We start from the raw sequence: 23,027 nt of genomic DNA, 5'->3' as shown, positions 1-23,027 counted from the left end.
GAATCGACACCCACACATCTTGTCGACGCGTCACACCGTCGACACCTGTGTGAGGCGTGTGATGCCTCTGTGCGACCGACCTGCTCAGCGCGCCAGGAAGTGCCAGCCGAGCCATGCCCAGCAGAGTGCGGCGATGATCCGCACTGGTCGGCGGGCAAGGGCTGCGGTGGCCACTTCGGTCAGCGGGGCGATCAGGTCGCGGCGCAGGTGCGCGAGCGCGGTCAGGCCGAGGGCCAGCGCGAGCAGGACGGCGAAACCCGTGACGACGACGGCGCGTTCGGTCATCGCGTCACCAGCCACCAGCCGACGGCCAGCCAGATCAGCCAGCCCGCGAAGCGCAGCGGGCCCTGTTCGAGTGCCGGGTCGAGCAGCGTCGAGAGGGTCGGGTGCTGGTCGCTCGGTTTCGTCCAATCCGGTTGGCGCACAAACGCGTACGCCTCCCAACCGGCGGCCGCGAGCAGCAGCGCGGACCAGACCGCCGTACCCCGGCGCACCGCAGCGTCCTTCGGCTCGGCAGAGGTCGGGCACCGTATCGCCCGGACCAACACAACCGCGCCCGCGAGGAGCACCAGGACGGTCGCAGGCCAACCGAACGGCCGGGTCAGCGCTCCGCCCGCCGCCAGCACGATCGAGCAGACCGCCAGCAGGGCGCGCCTTCCGCTCGACGGAGGCGCGGCGGACGTCGACTCCGCTGCCACCGTCGCAGAATACGACCGCGTCGGTGGCCGAGTGCGCGGGTCAGCGGAAATGAACGATCTCGCCGACCGCCCGAGCGTGGCCGTGCCCGTCGAGAGGGCGCGACCCGGCAAGAAGGGGACGACGCCGCCCTCTCGTTGCGGGGCGCCCGACCCCGGGAGGATCTCGGCGGCAGAACAGCACTTCACCGGTCGAAAGCGGGTGCCGTGGAGACCGACCGCGACATGGGCGCGACCGTGATCGCGCCGCCCTCAACGGAACAGTTCGACGTTGTCCCGCGCCCACTGCGCGAAGGTGGTGGCCGGTGCGCCGGTGACGTCCGCGACGGTGGTCGTGGGCCGCTGGGGATGCTCGACCATGCTTGCTATCCCGTCGACGTACCACTCCGCGTAGGGCCCCATCGCCGGTTCGAGCAGGCGGATGGCCTCGTCGCGCGAGGCCTGCACGACGGTGAGGTCCCGCCCGAGGGCAGCGCCGATGCTGCGGATCTTGTCGGCCCTGGTGAGCGTCTCCGGGCCGGTCAGCTCGTAGGTGTTGCCCGCGTGCCCGTCGGAGAGCAGCACCTTCGCCGCGACGCGGGCGATGTCGTCCATGGCGATCGGCGCGTTCGCGGCCGCCGGGTGGGGATCGCGGATCTCGCCGGAGACCTTGATCTGTTCGACCCATTGGGCGGCGTTCTCGCTGAACTCGCCCGCGTACAGGTGGGTCCAGTCCAGGCCGGAGCTCTCGACGGCCTTTGCGATCGGCTGCCAGTCGGTGTCCGCGTCACCGGACAGGTCGACGATGTGCCGGATGCCCGCCGCCTTCGCCAGCGCGACGACCTCGTCCACCGTCTCCAGCACCGGCGCGAGATACAGGCGGTCGACGCCGTCGAACGCGGCGGGCAGCGAGGACAGCCGCCGCAGATAGCCGTGCGCGACCTCGACGCCCGCGGGCAGTCCGGCTCGCTCGGGGTGATTCGACAACGCCCTGACGTCGGTGGCGCCGCCCGCGAGCAGGTGATCGACCACCTTCCGGCCGATGTTGCCGGTGGCTCCCGTGACAAGAATCTTCATGCATCCACCGTGCCTGCGCCCCGGAGTTCCCGACAACCCCCAATTCACGAATCCTTCAGCGCCGCAAGCACACCCGGAAACGCCTGCGGCGCGCTCACCCGAATTCGGATGAGCGCGCCGCGAGCACGCTGGTGACGTGTGGGTCAGCGACCGATGGCGGCGGCCATCACGCGAACCGCGGAGATCAGACCGTCGATCAGCTGACCCTGCCGGATCGAGCTGAGCGCGGCGGTGAGGCCGAGCTGGCAGACGCGATCGTTCGCGCGGTCGGCCACCTCGTGGCCGGAGCGGACCTCGATCGCCTTCTCGTTGGGCGAGACGGCGATGAGCACCGAACGCGCCGCCTCGGGGGTCGAGGGGAAGAGCGCGTCCGCGCCCGCGGCCGTGTCGGCGCCGAGATCGCCGACGTAGACGTTGAAGCGCACCTTGGTCGCCCTGGTCGCCTCGGTCAGCACGTTGTCCATGGCGAGCCGCTCTTCATCGCTGAACGGGGCTTCCTTGAAGACGTCGCCTGCCTCGTGCACACCGGACACGCGTCCGCTGCTGGTGAGGGCGTACCCGTGCGGGAGGTCGGCCTCGACCACCGCGGGCCAATTAGAACTTGCCACTTGCCCGGCCTCCGATCAGCTCAACCTGGGCAGATTCGATAGCCGCATGGCTGCCATGCGACTGAGTGGTGTCGTGGTGGCCGTGTCCGGTCACCTCGTCGGTCGCACTCCACAGCACCGGCGCCGCGGTCCACTTCTGACCCAGTTCGAAGTGAACCGGCTTCTCGCCGGGCAGCGGCTTACCGAGAAACGACAATCCGGCGATCGCCGCGTAGATCACCAGCGGGATGCCGACGAAGATCAGCACTGTCTCGAGAATGCTCACGGCCTTACGGTAGACGATGCTGTGTAGTAGACGCTCGACCGGTCGTCCACTCGCCCCGTGTCGAAACCCGGCCGCGGCCTCCCGTTCACCGCTCGACCCTGCCTCAGACCAGCCAGGCCGTCGCGTCGGGCGGCAGCTGCCCGTTCGTCAGCGGTGCGCTGGCCAACAGCAGTTCGCCGGGCGGCAGCGGGATCGGCGCCGCGCTCGCGTTGAGCACGCAGACCAGCCCGCCGGGGCGGCGGAAGGCGAGGCACCCCGCAGGGCTGCCGTACCACTCGATCCGTGGACCCGCGAATTCCGGTCGCAGACCGCGCAATTCGATCGCCATCCGGTACAGCGAGAGGGTCGACCCGAGTTCCTCCAACTGTGCCTCCACGCTCAGCCCGGCCCACTCCGGCGGGATCGGCAGCCAGGAGCGCTCGGCCGCGGTGAACCCGAACGGCGGCCGCTCGCCCTCCCACGGGATCGGCACTCGGCAGCCGTCGCGCCCGCGTTCGGTGTGCCCGGACCGCTCCCATAGGGGGTCCTGCAAAACGTCCTCGGGTAGATCGTCCACGTTCGGCAGGCCCAGTTCGGCGCCGTTGTAGACGAACACCGACCCGGGCAGGGCCAGCTCGACAAGGATCATCGCCTTGGCCCGCGCCAATCCGGTCGCGCCGCCGCCGTACCTGGTGACCTCGCGTTCGACGTCGTGATTGGACAACGTCCAGGTGGGCGCGGCTCCGACGGGGGCCACCGCGGCCAGCGAGTTGTCGATGGCGTGGCGCACCGCGTCGGCGCTGAACGGGGTCTCGGCCAGACGGAAGTTGAAGGCCAGGTGCAGTTCGTCGGGTCGCACGTACTCGCCGAAGCGGGCGTTGTCGTCGACCCAGACCTCCCCGATGGACACCGCGTGCGGGTATTCGTCGATCACCTTGCGGATGCGCCGGTGGATGTCGTGCACGCCGGGGTTGTTGAAGCGCGGGTCGCTGTCGTCGTGGATCAGCATCTTGGTGGAGACGGTCTCCAGGTCCGGCAGGCCAGGCGGTTTGGCCATGCCGTGCGCCACGTCGATGCGGAACCCGTCCACCCCGCGGTCGAGCCAGAAGCGCAGCGTGTGCTCGAAATCCGCGACGACCTCGGGGTTTTCCCAGTTCAGGTCGGGCTGTTCGGGCGCGAACAGGTGCAGGTACCACTGGCCTGGCGTGCCGTCGGGCTCGGTGACCCTGGTCCACGCGGGGCCGCGGAAAATGCTCGGCCAGTTGTTGGGTGGTTCGTCGCCGTGGGGTCCGCGCCCGTCGCGGAAGATGTAGCGCGCCCGTTCCGCGCTGCCCGGCGCGGCGGCAAGCGCCGCGTGGAACCAGGGGTGCTCGCGGCTGGTGTGGTTCGGCACCAAATCCATGGTGACCTTGAGTTTCCGGGCGTGCGCCTCGGTGACGAGCTGGTCGAAGGCGGCCATGCCACCGAAGAGCGCGTCGATGTCGCGCGGGTCGGCGACGTCGTAGCCACCGTCGGCCATCGGCGAACGCATCACCGGGCAGATCCACAGCGCGTCGATGCCGAGCAGTTCCAGATAGCCGAGCTTCTCGCGGACGCCACCGAGATCACCGATGCCGTCGCCGTCGGAATCGGCGAAGGACCTCGGGTAGACCTGGTAGAACACGGCGGATCGCCACCACTCTCGGTCACTGCGATCCGCAGGCGCCTGCGCGGCGGGTGTAGCTGTCACGTTCGCAATAGTGCCAAAGAGAATCATCGAATTCCCCTCGGGCGAGGGCATGTCCCACTATCTGGCTAATTCACAGCGAATCGATCTCCGCGCCCCGGGGCCGCGCAGCGGCTCACATCGGCGCGTTCACCAGCGAATACGCCGCCATCTCCAGGTATTCGAGCAGTGCCTTGCGGCGCAGGTCGTCGAGGACGTCCGGCTCGATCTCGGCGACGGCGATCCGCATGCAGCGCAGCCAGGCGTCGCGTTCGAGCGGGCCGATGGTGAACGGCATGTGCCGCATGCGCAGTCGCGGGTGGCCGCGTTCGTCGGAGTAGGTGCGCGGACCGCCCCAGTACTGTTCGAGGAACATGCGCAGCCTGCGCTCGGCGGGGCCGAGGTCCTCCTCCGGGTAGAGCGGGCGCAGGATCTCGTCGGCGGCCACCTCGCGATAGAACACCGCCACGATCCGCCGGAAGGTCTCCGCGCCGCCGACCGCCTCGTAGAACGACGTCGTGGTCTGCTCGCCCGAACTCATCAGGTCCTCTCGATTGGTCGAATCCCGCACTCCATTGTGCCCGTCGCGAAGCGAGCCGCCACGGCAGGACGGACCACGCGACGGCGGTCCAGATAGCGGAGCGGCGGCTCTTCAGCGGCAGTTAACCCAACATTGTGCGAAATCACCGTGCAATGAGGCGGGTTCCATGGTCATATTGGTGGCAGTCTCCGCGGAGATATCACATGATCTTGAAGCTGACGAAATCGGGGTCACCCACATGAAGCAGCGGCATGGCCGGTCACACGAGGCCAGGACCCACCGACAACTAAAGCCCGCCGACGTCCACAATCGTGGGTCGGGGGCTACTCCGCTGCACATCTTGTCCGACCATCATCCGGGAACGCCGCATCGCCCCGGTGAGCCTCCTCGCGCCGATCACGGCCACCACCTCACGCCGGTCCAGTCCGAGACCGCCAACTGGTTGAAGCGCCGGGTGTTGCTTCTGAACGCCACCTACGAGCCGCTCACCGCGCTGTCCGCCCGCCGTGCCGTCGTCCTGCTCATCTGCGACAAAGCCGACGCCGTGCACCACAATCCCGAAGGACCGGTAGTCCATTCCGCCGGGGCCGAGGTGGCTGTTCCCTCCGTCATCCGACTGCGCACCTACGTGCGCGTTCCCTATCGCGCCCGCGTCCCGATGACCAGGGCCGCGCTCATGCACCGCGACCGCTATCGCTGCGGATACTGCGGCGGCAAGGCCGAGACCATCGACCACGTCATCCCGCGCAGCCGCGGCGGCGAGCACTCGTGGGAGAACTGCGTGGCCAGCTGCGCGCCGTGCAACCACCGCAAGGCCGACAAGTTGCTCAGCGAGCTCGGCTGGACGCTGCGTTCGCCGTTGATCTCCCCGCAGGGCCCGCACTGGCGGCTGCTGTCCACGACTTCCGACCTGGATCCGCTCTGGTTGCAGTACCTCGGCGAAGGGGCCGCCTGAGGTTCAGCCGTACTCGATGACGAGCGTCGCCCAGGTTCCGGGTTCGAGCGCCTCGAAGACGTGCGGCGCGTCACCCGGGTACGCGATGTAGTCGCCCGGTCCCAGCTCCACCGGAGCCTCGATCGGCCCCACCAGCGCCCGGCCCGTCGCCAGCAGCACATGCTCGACGACGCCGGGGATGTGCGGATCCGATTCGCGGGAGTGGCCGGGTTCGGCGGTGATGCGGAAGAGGTCGCGGCGGGCGTTCGGCGTACCGGACGCGAGCAGCGTCGCCCGGTACTCCGACTGCTCGGCCGCGACGACGGGGCCCTCGCCCGCGCGGATGACGTGAACGGCGGGCCGCGGCGGGTCCAGCAGCCGCGAGAACGGCATGTCCAGCGCGACGCACAGCGCCCACAGCGTCTCGAGGCTCGGATTGCCGCTCCCCGATTCCAGTTGCGACAGCGTCGATTTCGCGATACCCGCCCGGTTGGCCACCTCGCTGAGGGAGAGCCCGGCACGGGTGCGCTCGCGGCGCAGCGAGGCGGCGATGACCGCCTGCGGCGTCGTCGTCGTGTGGTTCTGCGCCATTCCCCAGCTCCCGTCGAGTCCGAACCGCCCAACAGAAAACCATATTGACGAACCGGCCTGCCATGTTCACTATAAGCTACATGCGTTCGATATGGCGAACACTGGATCGGGACACGTTGTCCGGCATCGCGGCGGTCTGCCTCGCGGTCGGCGTCATCGGCGTGTCCTACGGTACGACTGCGGTGGCCGAGGGTTTCCCGGTGTGGCTGCCCGTTCTGCTCGGCACCGTCGTGCTGGCGGGCGGCGCGGAATTCCTGTTCATCGGCATCGTCGCCGCGGGCGGCAATCCGATCGCCGCCACCCTGGCCGGGCTGCTGGTCAACGCGAGGCATCTGCCCTACGGGTTGTCGGTGCCCGACGTGGTCGGCACCGGGTGGCGGCGCCTGATCGGCGTGCACGTGATGAACGACGAGGCGGTCGCGATGGCGCTCGCCGAATCCGCGCCCGACCGCCGCCGCGCCGTCTACTGGACCTGCGGGCTCGGCGTCCTGCTCGCCTGGCCGGGTGGCGCGGCGCTCGGCGCGTTCATCGGCACGGTGGTGCCCGACACCTCGGTGTTCGGCCTGGACGCGGTGTTTCCGGCGGTGCTGCTTGCCTTGGTCGTTCCCGCGCTGCGCGATCGGACCACCTGCGGCGCGGTGTGCGCAGGCACCGCCGTCGCGGTGCTCAGCGCGCCGTTCCTGCCCGCGGGTCTGCCGGTGCTGCTCGCGCTCTCCGGAGTGGTCGTCGCCGCGATCGATCTCGGACGAACCGCCAGGGACGCGCCGGGTTCCGTGAGCACCGGCAGCCCGGCATGCGCTGGGCCAACGCCAGTGCCGCGCGCCCCGGACGACGAGCGGGCCGACAACGAGACCGATATGCCGAACGACGACCCGTGCGACTGCGGAGCGAGGGAATCCCGATGATGCTGGCCGCCGGAGTGATCGCCCTCGCCGCGGGCACCTACGCGTTCCGCTGGGCTGGACCCGCGCTGCGCAGCCGCGTGCGCTTCCCGGAACGCGCGCGCCAACTGCTCGAGATCGGCGCGGTCGTGCTGCTCGCCGCGCTGGTGGCCGTGACGACGCTGCCGTTCGGCACCGGGCACGTCGGCGTCGCGCTGCCCGCCGGGGTGGTCGTCGGTGGTGTACTCGCGTGGCGGCGCAGTCCGCTGCTTGTCGTCATCTTGGCAGCCGCGGCCACTACCGCCGTGCTGCGGCTCGTCGGAGTTTCCTAATCTGCCGCACAGGCTCGGCGACCACGCCTGCCACGCCGCAGCACTAGAGGCGCAGCCGACACCAGCCCGGCCCGGCGGGCAAGGGTCGGCGGGGTCCCCGCGTGGCGGCGCACTGCTGCTGGTCGCCATCCTGGCGGCCGCGGCGACGGCCGAGACGCTACCGGCCCGCTGCCCATTGCTCCCGCGGCCGTCTCGCCGACGGCGCTGTCCTCGTTCGCGGGCGTTCAGCTGGGCAGCAGCGGGATACTGCCCGCGCGGCGGCGGGCGACCGAACCGTAGCGCGCGTCGAGACGCAACCAGGTGGCGGTCGCGCGCACGCGGACGATCTCGGCGGGCGGGATGCGGCGGGACTCGGCCTTGTCACCGGAGTGCGGGATGAAATCCATGGCGGTGAGCGCGAAGACGACGCGCATCGGCACCTCCACCGCCGTATCGGCGGCCGAGACCGTGAGCACGGTCTGGTCGAGCAGCGAGGCGGGCGGCCCGTGCTGGCTGCCGTGCTTCTTGGCCAATTCCGCACCGCGCTCGGCCAATTCGACGAGCGTGCGAGCGGGCACATCGTCGACGTGCGCGAATCCGGCGACCGGCGGCAGCGCACCGCGCCAGGCCGAGTCCATCGAGTACCCCAGGTCGATCGGGCTGCCCGTACTCAGCCCGGCCAGCACCGAGTCGGCGCCGACGGTCACATCGTCCACGCCGAGTTCGGCGATCACCGTGCGCACCGCGAGCGCCTCGAAACCCGTAGCCACCCAGGCGGATACATAGCGCTCGCCGCGGCGGCGCAGCCGCACCACCGCGGCGGGGTCGAGCCGCACCACCCTGCTCAGGAAGGTAGCGAGGTTCTCCCGTTCGGCCGGATCGGAAACGTGCAGCACCCGCTGCTCTGCCATCACAACCGTTCTGTCGTCAGCGGACCGGCGCTCAGCACGTCGCGGTCACTTGTCCATCCACTCGGCGAGGTATTCGCGCTCCGGCTCGGTGAGGCGGCGCAGGCGCTGGGTGTCGATGTCGAACGCGGCGAGCTGGGTGGTGGCGACCACGGCGGGCGGCGAATCCGGCGCCGCGCCGTTGGCCCGCACTTCGTAGCCGACCGTGAAATCGACCGCGCGCAGCCGCTCGATCCACATCGCGATGTCGAGCGGGGTGTCCTCGTGGCGCAGCTGTCCGCGGTAGCGCACGTGCAGGTCGGCGAGGACGCAACCGGACCGCATCGCGGCGGTCGGGCGGCCGTCCTCGAACAGCCACGGGATCCGCGCCTCTTCCAGCAGCGTCACCATCCTGGCGTGGTTGACGTGCTGGAACACGTCCATATCGGACCACCGGATCTCTACCTTGGCGTGAAAACGCTTGGGCAGCAGCACGGAACCACCGTGGGCCTTCCTGTCACCGTTCAACGAATTCGTCACTGTGTGGTACCTCCGGTGGACGCCCAGTCACTCACCAGGACGCACACGCTGCGGCGCCGCAACAGGCAGACGAGGCGAGATCGTGGGTCTGGAAAATCCGACAACTCCGACACTGCGACCCGGGGCGCGCCCGGACCGAGACCGATCTTCGACAACCAGTATCGCAATCTCGGCCGGACGAGTCCTGCCGGGGGCGGTCGGCGGGGGTCTCACCGTCTCGGCGCGACCCCCGCCGCGTGCCCGTGTCGATGCGGCCGGACACCACCCGTTCCCGGTCCGCGCACGGCCCGGAACCTACGTGATCGACGCCGCCGGACGCCCGTCCGTGCGCGGCCGCGGCGAAGGCGGAAGTACGCCTAGCGCGGCACCTCCGACTGCGCGCCGACACCGCTGACCATGCTGCGCACCTGCCGCGCCGCCACCGACAGCGTCGCCAGGTCGTGCGCGCCGGATTCGAACAGTTCCGACAGCGCCGCCCGGGCGCGCCCCAGCCTGGACTGGTTCTTCGACTCCCAGTAGGCGATCTTCTCGTCGGCGGTCTCCTCCGGTTCACCGGCGGACAGCACGTCGAGGGTGAGCGAGCGCAGCGAACCGTACATGTCGTCGCGCAGCGCCAGCCTGGCCAGCGCGTGCCAGCGATCGCCGCGCTCCAGGTGACTCACCGCCTGGAGCAACCAGTCGATCTTGAGGTGGTCGTTCAGCGCGTAGTACAGCGCGCCGACCTCCTCGCCGTCGCGGTCGGTGATGTCGGCGATGTCGAGCACGTCGAGCAGCGGGAACATGTTCAGCAGGTCGAACACCTCGGTGGCCAGGTCGGTCGGCGCGCCGCGCGCGATCAACTCGGCGGACTGATCGGTCAGCGTCGCCACGTGGTGGCCGCGCAACCAGCCGGGCACCTTCGAGGCCAGCTCGCGCACGCCCCGGCTGTACCGGTTGATCTCGGCGCCGACCGCGACCGGCTGCGGACGGTTGCTGAGCAGCCAGCGCGAGGCCCGGTCGAGGGTGCGCTTGGTCTCCAGCTCCAGTTCGTCGCGCACCGAGATCGGGATGTCGGCCGAACGGATCCGCGCCCACATGGTGTGCAGATCGAAGATCTCGGTGGTCGCGGCGAAGGCGCGCACCGCGTCGATGGTCGTCGCCCCGACCTCTTCGGTCAGCCGGAACACGTAACTGATCCCGCCGTAGTCCACCACCTCGTTGGCGATCATGGTGGTGACGATCTCCCGGCGCAGCCGGTGCTTCTTGATGGCGCCGCCGAAACGGGCCCGCAGCGGCGTCGGGAAGTACTCCGGCAGCCGCGCCGCGAAGTGGGCCATGTCCGGCAGATCCGAGTCGAGCAGGTCGACCTTGAGCGAAAGCTTCACGTGCGCCATGAGATTGGCCAGTTCCGGCGAGCACAGGCCCCCGCCGTCCTCTTGCCGCCGTTTCATCTCCGCGTCGGAGGGCAGCGCCTCGAGCTCGCGATCCAGGCCGCGGCGCTGTTCCAGTTCGTCGACGAGCCGCATGTTGACGTTCATCATGCGCGGCGCCTCGAAGCGCGACATGCCCATCAGGAAGTTCTGGGACACGTTGTCCCGCAACACCATCCTGGCGACCTCGTCGGTCATCGACGCCAGCAGCGGATTGCGCTCCTCTTCCCGCAACAGCCCGCCGCTGACCACGCCGTCGAGCAGGACCTTGATATTGACCTCGTGGTCGGAGCAATCCACGCCCGCGGAGTTGTCCAGCGCGTCGGTGTTCATCTTGCCGCCGTGGCTGGTGAACTCGATGCGACCGAGCGCGGTGGCGCCCAGGTTGCCGCCCTCGCCGATCACCCTGACCCGCAACTGGTTTCCGTTGACGCGCACCGCGTCGTTGGACTTGTCGCCCACGTCGGCGTTGGATTCGGTGCTCGCCTTGATGTAGGTGCCGATGCCGCCGTTCCACAGCAGTTGCGCGGGCGCGAGCAGGATCGCGCGCACCAGCTCCGGCGGGGCGAGCGATTCGACCTCGTCGCCGAGGCCGAGCGCCGCCCGGGCCTGCGGGCTGATCGGCACGGACTTCACCGTGCGATCCCAGACGCCGCCGCCCGCGCTGATCAGCGAGGCGTCGTAGTCCGCCCACGAGGACCGCGGCAAGGCGAACATGCGCTGCCGCTCCCGGTACGACCGCGCGGCATCGGGATTCGGATCGAGGAAGATGTGCCGGTGGTCGAACGCCGCGACCAGGCGGATGTGCTCGGAGAGCAGCATGCCGTTGCCGAACACGTCGCCGCTCATGTCGCCGATGCCGACCACGGTGAAATCCTCGGTCTGGGTATCGATGTCCATCTCGCGGCAGTGGCGCTTCACGCTCTCCCACGCACCCTTGGCGGTGATGCCCATGGCCTTGTGGTCGTAGCCCGCCGAGCCGCCGGAGGCGAACGCGTCGCCGAGCCAGAATCCGTAGCTCTGGGCCACGTCGTTGGCGATGTCGGAGAAGGTCGCGGTGCCTTTGTCGGCGGCGACCACCAGGTAGGTGTCGTCGGCGTCGCGGCGGATCACCCGGGCGGGCGGCAGCACCCGGCCGGTGGTCAGGTCGACGTTGTCGGTGAGGTCGAGCAGGCCGGAGATGAAGGTGCGGTAGCAGGCGACGCCTTCCGAGCCGAGCGCCTGCCGGTCGGCGACCGGGTCGCCGGTCGCCGCGGGCGGCTGCTTCACCACGAATCCGCCCTTGGCGCCGACCGGGACGATCACCGCGTTCTTCACCGCCTGCGCCTTCACCAGGCCCAGGATCTCGGTGCGGAAATCCTCCAGGCGGTCCGACCAGCGCAGGCCGCCGCGCGCCACGGGACCGAACCGCAGGTGCACGCCCTCGACCCGGGGCGAGTACACGAAGATCTCGAATTGCGGTCGCGGCTTGGGCAATTCGGCGATCTCACGCGGCTCGACCTTCATCGAGACGTAGTCGCGCGACATGCCCTCGGCGTCGGTCACATAGTAGTTGGTGCGCAGCGTCGCCTTGACGAGGCCGAGGATCGCGCGCAGGATCCGGTCGGCGTCCAGGCTCACCACTTCATCGATGCGCGCGCGCAGCTGGGTCTCCAGCTCGGCGGCGTGCTCGGCCGAGACGATGTCCGGATCGAACCGCGCGGTGAACAGGTCGACGAACAACCGCGCCACATCCGGCGAGGTCAGCAGCACCCGGGCGATGTTGGCCTGACTGTACGGAAAGCCGGCCTGCTGAAGGTATTTCGCGTAGGTGCGCAGGATCGACACCGCTCGCCACGGCAGCCGCGCCCGCAGCACCAGCTCGTTGAGCCCGTCGGCCTCGGCGCGGCCGTACCAGACCGCCTCGAAGGCATCGGTGAAGCGTTCACGCAGCCCGCGCACCTCCGCCTCCAGCGCGTCGGCGCGCGCCGGGGACTCCAGCAGTTCCGCGTCCAGATCGCGGTCCAAGGAGCTGCGCAGCAGTTCGGGGCGGGCCAGCAGGCCGAAATCGTAGATCCAGCGCTCCACGCTCGCGCCGCCGGGCGCGGTCGGCTCCAGCTGAATCTGGTAGGGCCGCTCGTCGACCACCTCGACGCCGAGGCTCTGCAACACCGGAAGCACCTGGCTCAGCGAGATGCCGGTGCCGCCGATGTAGAGGGTGAAGCGCCACGAGCCGGGCTCCGACTCCGGCTTGCGGTAGAGGTGCTGGGCGATGGCGCCCTCCGCCAAGCGCTCCAGCCTGCCGATGTCGCGCAGGGCGCGGCCGGGGCTGAAGTCCTGCTTGTACCCCTCGGGGAAGGCCGCGGCGTAGCGCTGCACCACGGCCGGGTCGAGCACCGTCGAGGTGCTCACCTCGTCGTTGAGATGGTCGTCCCACGTGTTGCTCGCCTCGGCGAGCAGGCGCTGGATGCGCAACCGGTTGGCTTCGGAGGTGTCAGCGACGACGGGCGCCTCGCTGGGCACGGCGGGCGCGGTGAACTCGGCGTCGGGCATCCGCACCGTGAAATACACACTGGCGAGCTCGCTTTCGCTCACCCGCGCGGAATAGTCGATGGAGACGCCGCCCAATTCGCGGACCAGGATCTCCTGCATCTCCAGCCGCACCCGGGTGGTGTAGCGGTCGCGCGGCAGGTACACCATGCAGGCCACGAAACGGCCGTAGGTGTCCAGGCGCAGGAAGAGCCGGACCTGGCGGCGCAGGCCCACGTTGAGCACCGCGGTGGCGGTGCGCCGCATCGTCTCGTTGTCGGAGGAGAACAGCTCGGTGCGCGGGAAACTCTGGATGACCTCGAGCATGGCCTGGCCGGAGAAGGAGTCCAGATCGAAACCGCTCTCCTCGATCACCGCGCGCACCCGGCGACCGATCATCGGGATGTCGAGCACGTTCTCGTGCATAGCCGTCACGGTGAACACACCGATGAACAGGTGCTCGCCGATGATCGCGCCGGACCCGTCGAAATCGGCGACCCCGACGAAATACGGGTACACCGAACGATGCACGGTGGCGGGCACCAGACCCTGGATCAGGGTCAGCAACGGTCGATCGGCGCCGTTGACCGGTACCCGGAAATCGGTGCCGACGTCCGGGCGCAGCACGCCGAGGCAGGTGCCGGGCAGCGGATTCGACACCGTCTTCTCGCCCTCGGTGCTGAGGCGGTACCGGGCGTAGCCGAGCACCGTGAAATTACCCTCGCCGAGCCAGCGCAACAGATTGGCGCAATCGACCAGATCGGTCGCGGGGAACGGCGCGACACCGGATTTCGCCGCCTTCTCCAGGTCGTCGGCCAAGGCGCGCTGGACAGTTTCGATGGCCTCGGTGTCACCGATCACCTGCCGGACGTCGGCGACCACGTCCGGCATGGAGTCTTCGATCCGCTCGAGCTGAGCGCGGCTGGTCGACGGGTGCAATTGCAGGTGCATCCAGGACTCGCGCAGCGGCATCGAGCCGTTGGCGTCGACCTCGTGCGGCACCGCCCTTGTCAACCGGCCGTCCGCGTCGCGCTCCACCTCGAACATCGGATGGATGACCTCGCTGACGCTCACCCCGATCCGGCTCAGCGACGAGGTGATCGATTCGACCAGCAGCGCCATATCGTCGGTCACGACCTGGACCGCGGCGCCGAGCCCGGACCCGTCGTCCGGGTGATAGACCCGGACCAAGGCGCGCCCGGACTGGCGCGTCATGGCCAATTCCAGGTGTCGCCGGAAAATCTGGGTGATGCCAGTGATCGCACAGTCCACATCGCCCGCGTCGACGTGGCGGAAATACGCCTCCTCGAGGGGAGCGAGATCACCGCGCAGCGCCTGCGGCAAACTCGCGACCCACGCCGCACCGGACAATTCGGACGAGACCGTCATTTTTTCGCCAACTCCCTCGGATTCGGTTCCGCAACAAAGTGACGCCGGTCCGAGGGTAACTGTGCCGTGCTGGCGCGGGGGTGAATTCCCTTCCAATTGCAGGGTGTTCACCGATACCGAGCGTTCGCCGCTGAATTGCCGAGGTCGATGATCTCGGCACAGCACCCGATCGGACCGGCAACGTCACGTAGACGCGATCGCGGTGGGAAGGACCCATTGCCCGGACAGCGCCTGCGCATGCACGGTTCCTACCCTATACGCGTCAGCGGACTAAGTCCTTCTGAAATCGCGCATGGTCGAAGCCGAGACGAAAGTGCGCCGCAGCCGGTTTCGCGGGCGAGAGGGAGAGGACCGAATTTCCTTCGATCGAGCGCGGGCCCGCGGGTTATTACTCCGCAGTTTCTTCGATGAAGCGGCCGTGCGTCGGGGCGATGCGCGCGGCGATCGCCCCGACGACGGGTGTCAGTCGCGGGTGAGCTTGCGGTGCGTCACCCGGTGCGGGCGGGCCGCCTCCGGGCCGAGACGCTCGATCTTGTTGGCCTCGTACGCCTCGAAGTTGCCCTCGAACCAGAACCACTTGGCCTCGTTGTCCGAGTCGCCCTCCCACGCCAGGATGTGCGTGCAGGTGCGGTCCAGGAACCAGCGGTCGTGGGAAATGACCACGGCGCAGCCGGGGAACTGTTCCAGCGCGTTCTCCAGCGAACCGAGAGTTTCCACGTCGAGGTCGTTGGTCGGCTCGTCGAGCAGGATCAGGTTGCCGCCCTGCTTGAGCGTCATCGCCAGGTTCAGGCGGTTGCGCTCACCGCCGGAGAGCACGCCGGCCGGCTTCTGCTGATCCGGTCCCTTGAAGCCGAACGCGCTGACGTAGGCGCGCGAGGGCATCTCCTGGTTGCCGACCTGGATGAAGTCCAGGCCCTCGGAGACCACCTGCCACACGTTCTTCGTCGGGTCGATGCCCGCGCGGTTCTGGTCGACGTAGCTCAGCTTGACCGTCTCGCCGACCTTCACCTCACCGCTGTCGGGCTGCTCGAGTCCGACGATGGTTTTGAACAGGGTGGTCTTACCGACACCGTTCGGACCGATGACGCCGACAATTCCGTTGCGCGGCAAGGTGAACGACAGATCCTTGATGAGCTGGCGATCGCCGAAGCCCTTGTCCAAGTGCGAGACCTCGACGACCACACTGCCCAGACGGGGACCGTGCGGGATTTGGATCTCCTCGAAGTCCAACTTCCGCATCTTCTCGGCCTCGGCCGCCATCTCCTCGTACCTGCCGAGACGAGCCTTGTTCTTGGCCTGGCGAGCCTTGGCGCCGGAACGCACCCACGCGAGCTCTTCCTTCAGCCGCTTCTGCAGCTTCTGGTCCTTCTTGCCCTGCACCTCCAGGCGCTCGGCCTTCTTCTCCAGGTACACGGAGTAGTTGCCCTCGTAGCCGTGGGCCCGGCCGCGGTCGAGCTCGAGGATCCAGCCCGCGACGTTGTCCAGGAAGTACCGGTCGTGGGTGACGGCGAGAACCGCGCCCGAGTACTGGGACAGGTGCTGCTCGAGCCACAGCACCGACTCCGCGTCGAGGTGGTTGGTCGGCTCGTCGAGCAGCAGCAGGTCGGGCTTGCTCAGCAGCAGCTTGCACAGCGCGACGCGGCGGCGCTCACCACCGGAGAGGTTGGTGACCGGCTCGTCCGGCGGCGGGCAGCGCAGCGCGTCCATGGCCTGCTCGAGCTGGGAGTCCACGTCCCACGCATCGGCGTGGTCCAGGTACTCCTGGAGCTTGCCCATCTCGTCCATGAGCTCGTCGGAGTAATCGGTGGCCATGAGCTCGGCGATCTCGTTGAAGCGATCGAGCTTCACCTTGACCTCGCCGAGGCCCTCCTCGACGTTGCCGCGGACGGTCTTCTCCTCGTTCAGCGGCGGCTCCTGCTGGAGGATGCCGACCGTCGCGCCCGGCGCGAGGAACGCGTCGCCGTTGTTCGGCTGGTCCAGTCCGGCCATGATCTTCAGCACGCTGGATTTACCGGCGCCGTTGGGGCCGACGACGCCGATCTTGGCGCCCGGAAGGAAGTTCAAGGTGACATCGTCGAGCACGACTTTGTCGCCGTGCGCCTTGCGAACCTTCTTCATTTGGTAGATGAACTCAGCCATACGCGGAAGCCTATCGGTCTCGGGAACAGTGGAACGAAGCAGAGCCACTCACGGCACGCGGGCATCCTCGCGCCGGATTCACCGTGCTCGCACCCGACGTTCTACGGGCGGGATCAGGCGTCGACGGGCTCGGGTGCGGCGCTTCCGGAAGGTGCGGAAGCCACGGTCGCGGCACTCTCCCCCAATTCCTCGCCGACGCGTGCACGGTCTTCAGCGCTGGATCCGACACAAGTATTCCGCATCAGCGAGCCGGGCCCGCCGCCGGTCTCCGATCGACGGCTGACCCGCGCGGTGCAGCGGGACAGATCGGGGCCGACCGCGGTGGCCCGCATCTCCAGATCGCGCCGCTCGATACCCTCCTTGGTCCGGTACTCATGCGAACGCAGCTGCCCGTAGACGAGCACCGGGTCGCCGCGGCGCAGCGACGCGTCCACGCCGCCGACCAGGCGACGCCAGCAGGTCACCGTGAGGAACAGGGTCCCGTTGTCGACCCATTCCCCCGTCGCGAAGTCGAGCCTGCGCGAGTTGCTGGCCATCCGGAAGGTGAGCACCTGTTCGCCATTGCTCAGGTCCCGCTTGACCGGGTGGGTCACCACGGTACCGACCACCGTCGCCATCGCTTCGTACATGATCACGCCCCTTCACCTGTCGGACCCGGTGCGGATGCTCCGGGTGTCTCCTCCCCCTCCGCGAGGGCGTATCCAGCCTCGCCCCGGCACAGGGTGTGAAGGAACCCCCTGTTTCGCGCCTGTGGACAACTCACCCGTGTGTGGACATCCGGCGCTTCGCTCGTGCCGCCGCACCGGCACCGGCTACCGGTCCGCGCCGACCACCGCCGACGCGCGCAACGGGAGATCCACCACGCTCGTCCCCGCGTGCACGGTGAACGCACCCGGCTCGGTCCGCCAGCCCCCGTCCCAGTGCGCGAACACCCGCGGTGGCAGGGCGATTCGCACCGGCACCGACGCTCCCGCCGCCGCGGACACGGTGGCGAACCCCGCCAGCCACCGCACGGGCCGCTCGATCGCGGAATCGGGACGGGACAGGTACACCTGGACAACCTGTTTCCCGGCCCGCCCGCTGGTGTTGCGTGCGGTGAGCGTCACCGCCACCGTCCCGTCCTGCTGCGGCGCGGACGCCGCGAGATCGGCGAGTTCCCAAGTGCTGTAACCGAGCCCGTGCCCGAACGGGTAGGCCGGAGTCACGCCGGCGCGCAGCCAGGCGCGGTAGCCGATGTGGATGCCTTCGGTGTAGCGCAGCACCCCGTCCTCCGGCGTGGTCGAGAGGACGGGCACGTCGGCCTCGGCGGCGGGCCAGGTGGTGGGCAGCCTGCCGCCCGGTTCGGTCCGGCCGAGCAGCACGTCGGCCAGCGCGTGGCCCGCTTCCTGGCCGCCGAACCAGGTGAGCAACACCGCCGACACCTCGTCGCGCCAGGGCAGCAGCACCGGTCCGCCGGAATTCACCACCACCACGGTGCGCGGGTTGGCCCGCGCCACCGCGCGCACCAGATCGTCCTGCGCGCCAGGGAGCGCGAGCGTACTGCGGTCGTAACCCTCGCTCTCGGTCTGCGAGCCGGTGCCGACCACGACGACGGCGGTGTCGGCGGCGCCCGCCAGCGCGGCCGCGTCGGCGATCGCGTCCCCTGGATCGATCTGCGCCGCCTCGGTGCCCAGCGTGATCGCGACCAGACCCGATGCCACGGCATCGTTTTCGAGCTGCTGGCGCACGGTGACGGTGAGCGGCCGTGCACGGTCGGCGGCTACCGGCACCGCGGCGACACCAGGGCTGAGCAGCGCGGCGCCGAGTGGTTCGCCGCTGCCGACGAGCACGGTGTCGATGACCTCGGCGCCGTTGATCTCCATGCGTATCCGGCCCACCCCGGCGATGCCGAGCCGGACCGCGGCGGGTTCGTCGGGGCCGGGCCGGTACACCGTGCTCAGCTCGAGCGTGGCCGCACCCGCGGGCACCGTGCCCAGGTAGACCAGCTGCGCCGCGTACCGCTGCTCGCTCAGCAGCTCGCCGCCGTCGGCATCGAGGAAGCGGGCGCGCAACCCGGGTTCGCCGGTCTGCGGATCGGTCATCGACCCGAGCGGGAGCGCGTGAATGCCGGTCTGCGCGGGCACGCCGGGATGCACCGTGACGGACGCGTCCGGCAGCGCGGCGCGCAGCCCGTCCACCGGACCGATCACCTCGGCGGGGACCACCGTCGCGCTGCCGCCGCCCTGCGTGCGCGGCCAGATCGCCGCCTCACCGATCACCGCGAGGGAACCGGGACCCGAACTCGGCCAGGGCAATTCGCCGGTGTTGCGCAGCAGCACCATGCCCGCGGCCGCGACTTCGCGGGCGAGTTCGCGCCCCTCGCGGTCCGAGACGTCCGCGCCCGCAGGCCCGTTCGGAACCGAATTCGGTTCCCGCGCGGGGATATTCCGCAGGGCGACACCACCGTGCGACGCCACAGCGGCGGTGTCGAAGCCGTTGTCGCGCAGGGCGGAATCCGACAGATCGAGCGCGCCGACCCGCTGCGCCAGCCGCAGCAGGCGCAGCGCCTTCGCATCGATCGCGGCCTCCGGCACCGCACCGGACAGCACCGCCGCGACCAGCTTCGCGCCCCACGGCCCCACCGGGCCCGGCATCACCAGGTCCTGGTCGGCCTTGGCCGCGGCCTCGGTGCTGCGCACCGCCGTCCAGTCCGACACCACGACGCCGTCGAAACCCCACGCGGTGCGCAACGGCGTTGTCAGCAGCGGGTTCTCCGACATGGTGACGCCGCGAACGGAGTTGTACGCCGACATCACCAGCCACGCGCCCGCCCGTACCGCCGCCTCGAACGGCGCGAGATACAGCTCGTGCAGCGCGCGATCGTCCAGCGCGACGTCGGCCGTGTAGCGCTCGGTCTCGAAGTCGTTGGCCACGTAGTGTTTCGGCGTCGCGGCGACGCGGTGTTCCTGCACCGCGCGCACGTAGGCCGCGGCCAGTTCGCCGGTGAGCAGCGGGTCTTCGGAGTACGCCTCGAAGTGCCTGCCGCCCAGGGGGCTGCGCTGCAGATTGATCGTCGGGCCGAGCACCACGTCGACGCCCTTGCGCTTGGCCTCGCTCGCCGAGGCGGCGCCGTAGCGGCGGGCCAGGTCCAGATCCCAGGTCGCCGCGAGCGCTGTCGCCGAGGGGAGGTTCAGCGAAGGGTCGCGCTCGTCCCAAATCGGGCCGCGCACGCCCGAAGGCCCGTCGGAGAGCATCATCGACCGCAGCCCGATCGCGGGCTCCGCCACGGTCGACCAGAGGTCGGCGCCGGTCAGCAGCCGCACCTTCTGTTCCAGGTTCAACGCGCCGACCAGCGCGCGCAGGGCTTCGTCCACCGTGTCGAGCATCAGGGCTCCTCCTCGGATCGTCGGCCGGGCCTACCTGCACCTTTCGCCAAATCTACGCGTCAGGGCCGTGGGCGACCCGGCTTCGCGACACCGCGCGAGGACGGGGTCAGAGGGCGGCGAGGTCGGTGTTGCCGCCGCACAGCACGACGACCGGCCGTTCTCCCGGCGCGGGTGTGTACGCGCCGCTCATGATCGCGGCCAGCGCGCTCGCGCCCGCCAGCTCGACGACGATCCGGAATTCGCGCCACAGATACTCGCGTGCCGTGGCGATCGCCTCCTCGGCGACCAGCAGCGAGGGCACGTCGTAGCGCCGCGCGATGTCGAGGGCGATCTCCCCGACCCTGGTCGCGCCGAGCGCGTCGAGACCGATGCCCGGCCTGCCGACATCCACCGGCCGGTTGGCGAGCAGCGCGGCGTGCAGTGCGGGCATGCCGACCGGCTCGACGCCCACCACCTGCTGACGGCGCCCCACCGCCGCCGCGATCCCGGCGACCAGCCCGCCCCCGCCGACCGCGACCAGCACCGGCGGTTTGCCGCGCACCTGATCCTCGAGCTCCAGACCGACCACTCCGGCGCCCGCGACCACCGCGGGCAGGTCGTAGGCGTGCAACTGCAGCGCGCCGCGCTCGGCCGCCAGCTCGGTGGCGTAGCGGGCCGCCTCCGCGTAGGTCGTTCCGTGCCAGAGCACCTCGGCGCCGTGCGACCACATCGCGGCCACCTTGGTGTGCGGCGCGGACTCGGGAACGACCACCGTGCACGCCTTGCCGAGCCAGGCCGCCGACAGCGCGGCGGCGATCCCCGCGTTGCCCGCCGACGCGATGATCACCTGGTCGGTCCGCGTCGTCGCGGAGAGCAGCGCGTTGAGGCAGCCGCGCACCTTGAAAGTGCCACCGTGCTGCAGGGATTCGAGTTTCAGCGTGACCGGGACCGGACCGTCGGGCCCGGCCACCGAGGTGTGGAAGACCGGCGTCTTCCTGATCCGTCCCGCCAACCGCCGCCGCGCCGCGCGCACATCGGAGCGATACACCTGCCTGCAGTGCTCGGCGACCGCCACGCCGCCCTCACCGTTCTCACTCGGATTCAAGACCGCACCCCGCGGTCGCACGGCCGGGGCAGCCCCGGCGGCGCGGTCTCACTCACTTGCGTACCTCTCCGTCACGTTTCGCCAGTTCGGCGAACATGGCGTTGTGGGCGGCCAGGTCCGCGTCGTTGTCGCGGTCGGCGGCGCGGTCGATGCGCTTCGCCATCCGTTCGTCGCTGCGCGACCACTGGATGAGCAGTGCAAGCATCACCACGACCAACGGCACTTCGCCGCTCGCCCAGGCAAGGCTACCGCCGGTGCGCTGATCTCCGAGCAGGTCGCTGTTCCAGCCCAGATCCAGGCTGCGGAAGAACCAGCCGCCCATGACCGTCGTCATGCTCATCAACGCGACGCCGAAGAACGCGTGGAAGGGCAGCGAGCCGAACACCATGCCCAGTTTGGTGAGCGGTTCCACCTGGCGCGGCTTGGGATCGATGCCGATCACCACCCAGTAGAAGAGGTAGCCGCTGAGCAGGAAGTGGATGTTCATCAGCAGATGGGCCGCGTGCGAGTCGACGAAGGTGTCGTAGATGCCGCCCATGTACAGCGCGTAGAAACCGGCGACGAAGATCACCGAGGCCACGATCGGATGGGTCAGGAAGCGCGACACCGGATTGTGCACGGCGGCCATGATCCACTCCCGGGGACCGGGTGCGCCGGCGCGTCCCGCGGGCGGCAGCGCACGCAACGCCAGCGTCACCGCGCCGCCGAGGGCCAGCAGGATCGGCGCGAGCATGGACAGCGCCATGTGCTGACCCATGTGCACGCTGAACACCGCGGGCGAATACCGCCCGATCCCCGACGACGTCGCGAGCAGCAGCAGCGCGCAGCCGGACAGCCACGCGATGGTCCTGCCGACCGGCCACGAATCGCCGCGCGAGCGCAGCCGCCGGACGCCGAGCAGATACAGCACCGCCAGCACGATCGCCGCCGTGCCGAAGATCAGGTCGAAGCGCCAGTCGAACAGCAGCCGCGCGACCGTCGGCGGGCCCGCGAGGTCGTAGCCGAGTTCCACCTCGGCGGGCGACGGCACGGTCGTCGGCGGTGGCGGCGGCGTGCGGCCGAGCCCGACCGCCAAACCCATGGTCGCCGCGAACACCAGCGCCTCGACCGCGCCGAAACGAATGAGGGCGGCGCGATCGCTCGGGTTCGCCGCTAGTGCGGGCACGGCGGCGCGGCGCTGGAAGTAGCCGATGACGCCGAGGACGATCAACGCCACCGCTTTCGCGAGCACCAGACGCCCGTAGGTGCTGGTGAACAGTTCGTCGAAGGGCACGCGCACCCACGAGTTGATCACGCCGCTGACGCCGATCACCACGAACGCGATGGTCGCGGTGAGCGAGAACCTGCGGACCGCGACGTCGGTGTGCGCGCCGCCGCGCAGCGCGTGCGCGAGCACGGCGAACAAGCCGCCCACCCAGACCGCCGCCGACACCAGGTGCAGGATGAGGCTGTTGGTCGCGATGTCGTGCGAGCCGCCCGAGGACGAATGCCCGGTCAGCGCCAGCGGCATCATGGTCACGATCGCGCCGCCCAGCAGCAGCGGCGTCCAGCCCCAGCGCAGCGCGAGACGGCAGCCGATCGCCACGATCAGCGCCAAGATCACCGTGGTGCGCCAGGCCTCGGCCAGATCCACCTGCCCGATCGCCCGCCACAGCTGTTCCGGACGCCAGACGTCGGAGACGGGCTGGCCCGTGGTGTCCGACACCGTCAGCGGGACCAGCAGCGCGGCGCAACACGCCCAGAGCACCGCGAAATTCGAGGCCCGCCGCAGCGCGCGGTATCCGCCTACGTCCAACAGTCCGTCCGCCTGTGGCGGCACCAGGAACGCGGCGAACAGCAGCGAGCCGACGGTCAGCGCCGCGGCGAGATCGGCCAGCGCGCGAATCGCGGGCAGCCCGTAGGTGGTCAGCGGACCCGGATCCGGGATGCCGAGCAGGCTCAACGCCTGCGCCGCGGAGAGGCCGACCACCAGCGCCGCGACGACGGCGGCGAGGGCTCCCGCGAATGCGGTCACGACGGCGAAGTTGCCCGCGGAAGCCGCCCGCTGGACGTCCGGCTCAGCGGTTGCGAGGGGCGGGTCCTGCGGTGACGACATACGACTCAGCGTAGTTGTGTCGGTCGGGCGTGGGCGGAGCGGGCT

The 23,027-nt window shown here is 69.7% G+C and carries 19 protein-coding genes; 3 read left to right on the top strand and 16 right to left on the bottom strand.

Features of this window, described 5'->3' with window-relative positions:
• Positions 1 to 84 precede the first annotated feature (84 nt).
• The 7 genes from AC3ERS_RS01445 to AC3ERS_RS01415 all read right to left on the bottom strand — a co-directional run bounded on the left by AC3ERS_RS01445 (position 85) and on the right by AC3ERS_RS01415 (position 4,849).
• On the bottom strand, positions 85 to 285 hold the full coding sequence (locus AC3ERS_RS01445) for a DUF6186 family protein (RefSeq protein WP_431962614.1): 201 nt from the start codon (positions 283 to 285) through the stop codon (positions 85 to 87).
• Complete coding sequence (locus AC3ERS_RS01440) at positions 282 to 698, bottom strand: hypothetical protein (RefSeq protein ID WP_431962612.1); 417 nt, start codon at positions 696 to 698, stop codon at positions 282 to 284. The genes AC3ERS_RS01445 and AC3ERS_RS01440 overlap by 4 nt, the downstream gene beginning before the upstream one ends.
• A gap of 249 nt (positions 699 to 947) precedes the next feature.
• On the bottom strand, positions 948 to 1,751 hold the full coding sequence (locus tag AC3ERS_RS01435; protein ID WP_431962610.1) for an NAD(P)H-binding protein: 804 nt from the start codon (positions 1,749 to 1,751) through the stop codon (positions 948 to 950).
• A gap of 143 nt (positions 1,752 to 1,894) precedes the next feature.
• A complete protein-coding gene (locus tag AC3ERS_RS01430) occupies positions 1,895 to 2,359 on the bottom strand; it encodes a DUF5130 domain-containing protein (RefSeq protein WP_431962608.1) in 465 nt (154 codons plus the stop codon).
• Complete coding sequence (gene ctaJ, locus AC3ERS_RS01425) at positions 2,346 to 2,624, bottom strand: aa3-type cytochrome oxidase subunit CtaJ (protein WP_431962606.1); 279 nt, start codon at positions 2,622 to 2,624, stop codon at positions 2,346 to 2,348. Before ctaJ ends, AC3ERS_RS01430 begins: the two co-directional genes overlap by 14 nt.
• A gap of 103 nt (positions 2,625 to 2,727) precedes the next feature.
• A complete protein-coding gene (locus AC3ERS_RS01420) occupies positions 2,728 to 4,359 on the bottom strand; it encodes a glycoside hydrolase family 13 protein (RefSeq protein WP_431962604.1) in 1,632 nt (543 codons plus the stop codon).
• An 85-nt stretch (positions 4,360 to 4,444) separates the two neighbouring features.
• A complete protein-coding gene (locus tag AC3ERS_RS01415) occupies positions 4,445 to 4,849 on the bottom strand; it encodes a globin (protein WP_431962602.1) in 405 nt (134 codons plus the stop codon).
• 238 nt (positions 4,850 to 5,087) lie between these two features.
• Between AC3ERS_RS01415 and AC3ERS_RS01410 the strand changes: the two genes are divergently transcribed.
• On the top strand, positions 5,088 to 5,804 hold the full coding sequence (locus AC3ERS_RS01410; protein ID WP_431963563.1) for an HNH endonuclease: 717 nt from the start codon (positions 5,088 to 5,090) through the stop codon (positions 5,802 to 5,804).
• 3 nt (positions 5,805 to 5,807) lie between these two features.
• Here the strand turns inward: AC3ERS_RS01410 and AC3ERS_RS01405 are convergent, their stop codons facing one another.
• Positions 5,808 to 6,374 (bottom strand): helix-turn-helix domain-containing protein, encoded by a 567-nt coding sequence (locus tag AC3ERS_RS01405; protein WP_431962600.1) that lies wholly within the window; start codon positions 6,372 to 6,374, stop codon positions 5,808 to 5,810.
• An 80-nt stretch (positions 6,375 to 6,454) separates the two neighbouring features.
• On the opposite strand from AC3ERS_RS01405, the gene AC3ERS_RS01400 reads away from it, so the two are divergent.
• Positions 6,455 to 7,279 (top strand): AzlC family ABC transporter permease, encoded by an 825-nt coding sequence (locus tag AC3ERS_RS01400; protein ID WP_431962598.1) that lies wholly within the window; start codon positions 6,455 to 6,457, stop codon positions 7,277 to 7,279.
• Positions 7,276 to 7,587 carry an AzlD domain-containing protein gene (locus AC3ERS_RS01395; protein ID WP_431962596.1) on the top strand — a complete coding sequence of 104 codons (312 nt, stop codon included), beginning with the start codon at positions 7,276 to 7,278 and terminating at the stop codon, positions 7,585 to 7,587. Before AC3ERS_RS01400 ends, AC3ERS_RS01395 begins: the two co-directional genes overlap by 4 nt.
• A 224-nt stretch (positions 7,588 to 7,811) precedes the next feature.
• On the opposite strand, the gene AC3ERS_RS01390 is transcribed toward AC3ERS_RS01395, so the two are convergent.
• From AC3ERS_RS01390 to AC3ERS_RS01355, 8 genes are all read right to left on the bottom strand, one after another.
• Positions 7,812 to 8,477 carry a DUF8185 domain-containing protein gene (locus AC3ERS_RS01390; protein WP_431962594.1) on the bottom strand — a complete coding sequence of 222 codons (666 nt, stop codon included), beginning with the start codon at positions 8,475 to 8,477 and terminating at the stop codon, positions 7,812 to 7,814.
• Positions 8,478 to 8,522: 45 nt separating this feature from the next.
• Positions 8,523 to 8,948 carry an acyl-CoA thioesterase gene (locus AC3ERS_RS01385; protein WP_431963561.1) on the bottom strand — a complete coding sequence of 142 codons (426 nt, stop codon included), beginning with the start codon at positions 8,946 to 8,948 and terminating at the stop codon, positions 8,523 to 8,525.
• Positions 8,949 to 9,349: 401 nt separating this feature from the next.
• Positions 9,350 to 14,299 carry an NAD-glutamate dehydrogenase gene (locus AC3ERS_RS01380; protein WP_431962592.1) on the bottom strand — a complete coding sequence of 1,650 codons (4,950 nt, stop codon included), beginning with the start codon at positions 14,297 to 14,299 and terminating at the stop codon, positions 9,350 to 9,352.
• Between the two features lie 462 nt (positions 14,300 to 14,761).
• The gene (gene ettA / locus AC3ERS_RS01375; protein ID WP_431962590.1) at positions 14,762 to 16,438 is read right to left on the bottom strand and encodes an energy-dependent translational throttle protein EttA; all 1,677 of its coding nucleotides are present in this window, start codon (positions 16,436 to 16,438) and stop codon (positions 14,762 to 14,764) included.
• 113 nt (positions 16,439 to 16,551) lie between these two features.
• On the bottom strand, positions 16,552 to 17,067 hold the full coding sequence (locus AC3ERS_RS01370) for a single-stranded DNA-binding protein (RefSeq protein ID WP_431963559.1): 516 nt from the start codon (positions 17,065 to 17,067) through the stop codon (positions 16,552 to 16,554).
• A gap of 183 nt (positions 17,068 to 17,250) precedes the next feature.
• Positions 17,251 to 19,803 (bottom strand): beta-glucosidase family protein, encoded by a 2,553-nt coding sequence (locus AC3ERS_RS01365; RefSeq protein ID WP_431962588.1) that lies wholly within the window; start codon positions 19,801 to 19,803, stop codon positions 17,251 to 17,253.
• 106 nt (positions 19,804 to 19,909) lie between these two features.
• Positions 19,910 to 20,887, bottom strand: coding sequence for a serine/threonine dehydratase (locus tag AC3ERS_RS01360; protein ID WP_431962586.1), 978 nt, complete (start codon positions 20,885 to 20,887; stop codon positions 19,910 to 19,912).
• Between the two features lie 52 nt (positions 20,888 to 20,939).
• The gene (locus tag AC3ERS_RS01355; RefSeq protein ID WP_431962584.1) at positions 20,940 to 22,982 is read right to left on the bottom strand and encodes a bifunctional copper resistance protein CopD/cytochrome c oxidase assembly protein; all 2,043 of its coding nucleotides are present in this window, start codon (positions 22,980 to 22,982) and stop codon (positions 20,940 to 20,942) included.
• Positions 22,983 to 23,027: the final 45 nt, after the last annotated feature.

Source organism: Nocardia sp. bgisy134, from assembly GCF_057708325.1.
The sequence above is the reverse complement of the archived record's forward strand: the minus strand, read 5'-3'. Positions and strand labels throughout refer to the sequence as shown.